This window comes from Mesorhizobium sp. M7D.F.Ca.US.004.03.1.1 (assembly GCF_003998635.1).
GTDB lineage: Bacteria > Pseudomonadota > Alphaproteobacteria > Rhizobiales > Rhizobiaceae > Mesorhizobium > Mesorhizobium loti.
This window is the reverse complement of sequence record NZ_RZQG01000429.1, coordinates 1-5,001: the sequence shown is the minus strand read 5'-3', so window position 1 is coordinate 5,001 and position 5,001 is coordinate 1. Positions and strand designations below refer to the sequence as shown.

5 protein-coding genes are annotated in these 5,001 nt (G+C 62.2%); all 5 read right to left on the bottom strand.

What is annotated here, in order from left to right:
* On the bottom strand, positions 1–520 hold a 520-nt coding region (locus EN935_RS21845), incomplete at its 3' end, for a type VI secretion system baseplate subunit TssG (RefSeq protein WP_164771254.1).
* Positions 484–2,358 carry a type VI secretion system baseplate subunit TssF gene (gene tssF, locus EN935_RS21840; protein ID WP_127262632.1) on the bottom strand — a complete coding sequence of 625 codons (1,875 nt, stop codon included), beginning with the start codon at positions 2,356–2,358 and terminating at the stop codon, positions 484–486. The genes tssF and EN935_RS21845, both read right to left, overlap by 37 nt.
* A gap of 1 nt (position 2,359) precedes the next feature.
* Positions 2,360–3,115 (bottom strand): type VI secretion system baseplate subunit TssE, encoded by a 756-nt coding sequence (gene tssE, locus EN935_RS21835; RefSeq protein ID WP_127262652.1) that lies wholly within the window; start codon positions 3,113–3,115, stop codon positions 2,360–2,362.
* Positions 3,102–3,563: a type VI secretion system tube protein TssD gene (gene tssD, locus EN935_RS21830; protein WP_109661618.1), complete on the bottom strand. Its 462-nt coding sequence runs from the start codon at positions 3,561–3,563 to the stop codon at positions 3,102–3,104. The genes tssE and tssD overlap by 14 nt, the downstream gene beginning before the upstream one ends.
* A gap of 47 nt (positions 3,564–3,610) precedes the next feature.
* Positions 3,611–5,001: type VI secretion system contractile sheath large subunit (gene tssC, locus EN935_RS21825; RefSeq protein WP_127373606.1), on the bottom strand; the 1,391-nt coding region annotated here is incomplete at its 5' end.

Genomic DNA, 5,001 nt, shown 5'->3' with positions numbered 1-5,001 from the left:
CTATCCCCGCCATGGCTTCAAGCATGGCGCGAACGCGCCCGCCGACCGCGCGTTCGACCTGTACGGCCGGATGCGCATCCGCCCATGCCCGATAATACAGGGCGATCATCCGGTGCTGCAGAATGTTGACGAAGTCCACGAATGTCGTGTCGCTGGTCTGCTGGGCTTCGGCGCCGGTGAACCAGCGCTGCGACAGACGATCGAGCACCCAGCGTGTCAGATGCAGCGGCAGTGGACCTTCGGGTCCCATCAGGCCGAGATTTGCGACGGTGACCCTGGCCGGAGCGTTGTCCTTCGCTTCGCGGAATTCAACCACGTCCCTGGCCGAAAAGCTGAGGCGCACATGCTGTCCGAGCCTTGCCGGCTCGCGCTCCGGCGAGCCGGAATAGCCGAACAGCCCGCCCCTCCGTTCGAGCCTGCGCAACAGCTCGAAGAAGTCGAACGTATCCGACAGCCCTTCGGCCTGGTTCGGGTCGACTATGTCTAGATCAGGTAGCGATTGCCGGGCGTCATCGGCCATGGCACATCCTCCTGCTTCTGCAGCAGCCGCGTACGGGTTCGCACAAAGCCGTTTATACCGGCATGACGAGCAAACAGCCGTGCCAGCAAGGCCGAAAGCAGCAATGTGCTTTGCCCTGCCAGGACCGACTGGTCGACATGCAATGTCACTTCCGTGCCGCGTCCGAAGCACATCGGTCCGTCGATCTGCAGCCGTTCGATGACCGACCGCGAGTCGATGCGAACGATCGAATGCACGTTGCGGGCGAGGCTCGGATCTCCTCGGTCGGCGTAAAGATCAAGCAGCGCATGCAGCGGATCGACGCCGCGGCCTTCCTTGGCAAGGCTGAGAAAGTTGAGCGCCAGTTGCGCCACCAGCCGCCAGGCGAGATTGTCGGCGCGGGATTCGCCCGCAGCGCCCAAGGGTAGCGCCGCTGGGATGGCCGGGCGAGGCGGACGCAACGCGCCGAGAAGCCGCACCGTTTCGACCGGGTCGCCGGCCTCCAGCGTCAAGGTGGGATTGTCATCGAGGATCGGCAGATCGCGGTTGGTGCAAAGCGCCACGATGTCGACACGCTTCAGCGACCGGTTCGCCGGGCTTTCCACCGGGCGTGAAATTGCCAGGAAAACATCGTCCCCTGCGTAGGAGGTGCGGGTCAGCCCGTCGCGCCGCTCGTCTTCCGTCGCGCGACGAGGGCGCCGCTCGGTGGAGTAGACCCAACCACTGCCGCGATTCTGACCTAGGCTGAAGAGTTCTGGAATTTCGGCATCGCTGCCCCCGGTGTCGGCGTCCTCCACGCGGATGACCCGATAGATTTCGAAGTCCCGCGCCCGTGTTCGGTCGGCATGCAGAACCTGGCGCGTCCTGCGCGGATCAAGCTCGATGACGTTGCACTCACGTTCGAAGAGATTGATGATCGGCGTTGCGAAAAGTTCGAAATCGGCCGGTGTCAAGTCGGCAAGCTCGGGCACTGGACGCCTGAACACGAAGATGATCTCGAGCCCGGCCGTGCATCGGCGCACGACGGACTGCAGCCCGGAAACCCGCGCATAGTGAAAGCGCTCGGGCATCATGAAATATTCGCGCAGCAGGCGGTACCCCTCGAATGTCGGACGGGTACGAGGCATCAGGGCTTCTTCGTCACTGATGCCGATCATTTCGGGTTCCGGCAAGGGCGATAGGGGATTGGTCTTGCCTTCCGCGCGTGCGCCAACGGCCGAGCAAGCGCCGAAAATCGCGTCGAAAAGCAGGGGGGCCTTGGTGCGTCCGGCAAAGTAGAGATCAAGCCGGTCGAGCGACAGTTCGTCGAGCCTGCCTTTTCCGGTTCGGGTCAGCACGATGCGGAGCGCCGCCTCGCCGGTCACACCGCCGATCGGCGCTATGCCCGCCGCCGCCAGCGCGCTGCGATCTTGAAAATAGCTTACCGAAGTGACCGCTATCGGCCACAGCGTGATGTCCTGGGCGGTGGTGAAGGTGCAGCGCGTCGAAAGGCCGGGCTGCAGGCCGGAGACCAGCCGGGTGTTGCGCTTGACGACATGGCCGGCAACCATCGTCTGGACCTGCTGGCCGGGTTTCAGCACCACCATCGCCGTTGCCGGCGCCGGCGTGACCAGATCGGGATAGAGGACATCCAGTACGCTGCGTGAAAACCGCGAGCGTTCGGCGTCGACTTTCAGCCGGGTGCGCGCCGCCAGGAAAGCGACGCCGTCAAGCAACCGCTCGACATACGGATCCGGACACGGCACCGTGTCGAGCGAGAGATTGCGCGCCACCGCCGGATGCAGGTCGGCAAATTCCGCCGCCAGCGCGCGGATATGGGTCAGTTCCTCCTCGTAATATTCCACGAAGACCCGATCCATCTCAGGCCTCCCTAAATTCGGTCCGCGCCAAGCCGTTATCGAGATTGATCGTGGTGCGCAGGCGCATGCGTTCCGGCGTCGGCGTCATGATCAGCACGGCGTCAATCTCGATCTTCAAACCCACGCTCTTGTCGCCAAGCGTTACCGTGACCTTCGTCGTACTTTCCTTGAGGCGTGGCTCGAACGTTGCAAGCACCGAGCGGATCTCGCGCGCCAGGGCTTCGCGATCAAAGTCGCGGGAGGAACGGCCGGAGAAGGATGGTACGCCGTAGTTGATCACGCTTCGACGCACCTCCGGAAAATCGGCGAGCGACGGCGGGTTGTCCGCTGCCTGCTCGCTTTCGAGGTCGGAAAGAAGCGGAACAGCCTCGAAACGCTCGGTGTTGAACAGGGCCTCGATGTCGCGACGCACGGCCTCCCGGAGCACACGGGCCGACACGACCACGCCGCGGCTTTCCATCTCCACACGGTGCTGGGTCTGAAAGGCCAGGCGGTGCAGACGCCGCTTCTGATCGGCCGTCAGCTCCGCATCGGCATCGATGAGCCGCGCGCTGCCCGTAACTAGGCTCTCCAGCCGGTCCACGCCCAGTTCGTTCTGCAAGGCCTGGCGCAGCCCGTCAATCTCGGAGGTCATGCCCGGCAGGTCGTTTACGAGGCGGTCCCAGAGAGAGGGCTGGACCGCTTCGCGTTTTGCTCGCGAACTACCGGCAACCTGCAGCTTGTCCGCGTCGGGCCGCCGGCCCTCACTTGCCGACATAGACATCCATTTCGATTTCGTCATTGCCGTCATAGACGAACTTGATCTTCTTGTAGGCGAAGCTGACCTCTTCCTCGATCAGGTCTTCCTCATCCTCGGCCTGCGACATGTCGTATTCCATGATCGAGGCGTCGGTGAGGGTGACGACCAGGTAATCCTTGGTCTCGCCATCGATGGTCCGGCGTGCCGAGAACACCACTTCGTCCAGCGCCTTGTTCTCGAACAGTGCTTTCTTCAGATAGGGCGAGGACTTGTCATAGTGCTTGGTGAACTTGATCATGCCCAAGGAAACGCGGCCGCGGCGCGAGAGCGAATTCGGATCGTATGGCGCGACTATCTTGTAATCGACCCCGTGGATTTCGATTTCATCCTCGTGGCCGTCTCGAGCGCTTGGGCCTTTGATATCCGGAACTTTCAGAAAGCCATCAATCTTCGTACCTGTGGGCATTGTCTTTCTCCACCGCTTTCAAAAAACCAAGATGGTGTTGCTGCAAATCAAGTCTTCACGGACGGCAGTTCCGACACCAGTCGGAGCGAGGCATTGATGCCCTCGAGCTGGTAGTGCGGGCGCAGATAGAAGCGGGCGTTGTAATAGCCCGGCCGCCCCTCGACGCTGTCCACCTGAACCTCGGCCGCGGCAAGCGGGCGCTTTGCGCGCGCCTTGTCGTCGGCAAAGGCCGGGTTGGCCAGCACGTATCGGTTGATCCATTCGGTCAGCCAGATCTGCATGTCGGAGCGCTCTTTGAACGAGCCGACCTTGTCGCGCGCAATGGCTTTGAGGTAATGCGCAAAGCGCGAGACCGGGAAGAGATAGGGCAGGTTGGCGCTCAGCCGCTCATTGGACTGCGCGTCGGGGTCGACCAGCCGCCCAGCCCGCGTCTCGTCGTCCTGCAGTGAGTGTGCGCCGATGAAGGCCGCGAGATCGGTATTCTTTCGATGCAGGATCGGCATCAGACCAAGCTTGGCCAGTTCCGCCTCGCGCCGGTCGTCGATGGCGACTTCCGTCGGACATTTCATCGCGATCGACCCGTCGTCGGTCGGGAAGCTGTGCACCGGCAGGTTGAGGACCGTGCCGCCATTCTCCACACCGCGGATCTGCGTGCCCCAGCCATAGAGCTTGTGGCTGCGGTTTATGTTCACGCCCATCGGGAAGGCGGCGTTCATCCAGACATATTTGTTGTGGTCGCCCTGCACCTCTTCCTCGAAGGTGAAGCCCTTCACCGGAACGGTATCCGTGCCATAGGGCAGCCGCGCCAGAACGCGTGGCATGGTCAGGCCGATATAGCGCGCGTCCTCGCTCTCGCGCAGCGACTGCCACGAAGCATAGGCCGGGTTGGAGACGATCTGCTGCAGATCTTGCGGGTTCGGCAATTCCTGCCAGCTGTCCATGCGAAACAGGCGCGGCGAGGCGGCTGCGATAAACGGCGTGTGCGCCGAAGCACAGATGCCGGAGATGTTGCGCAGCAAACCGACGTCGCGCGGGTGGTTCGAGAATTCGTAGGCGCCAATCACACAGCCGATCGGCTCGCCGCCAAGCATCGAATACTCGTCCGTATAGACTTTCTTGAAGATCGGGCTCTGGTCCCACATCTGGCCTTCATAGTCTTCGAGCGTGTCGGCCAGTTGCTCCTTGGAAATGTTCATCACCCGGATCTTCAGCTTCTGATCCGTCTCGGTGTTGTTGATGAGATACCAGAGGCCGCGCCATGTGCCTTCCATTTCGCGCACTTCGGGCGCGTGCAGGATCTCGTTGACCTGTGTCGTCAGCATCTTGTCGATGCCCGCGATCAGCGACTTGATCGACTTGATCGCATTGGACGAGATGGTGGTGGTATCGGAGCGGGACTGTGCCGCGAGGGCGAGATTGCGCACGAGTTGCTGCAGCT

Coding starts and splice junctions, on each gene's coding strand:
- tssF (WP_127262632.1), bottom strand. CDS start 2,358: ATGGATCGGGTCTTCGTGGAATATTACGAGGAGGAACTGACCCATATC.
- tssE (WP_127262652.1), bottom strand. CDS start 3,115: ATGTCGGCAAGTGAGGGCCGGCGGCCCGACGCGGACAAGCTGCAGGTT.
- tssD (WP_109661618.1), bottom strand. CDS start 3,563: ATGCCCACAGGTACGAAGATTGATGGCTTTCTGAAAGTTCCGGATATC.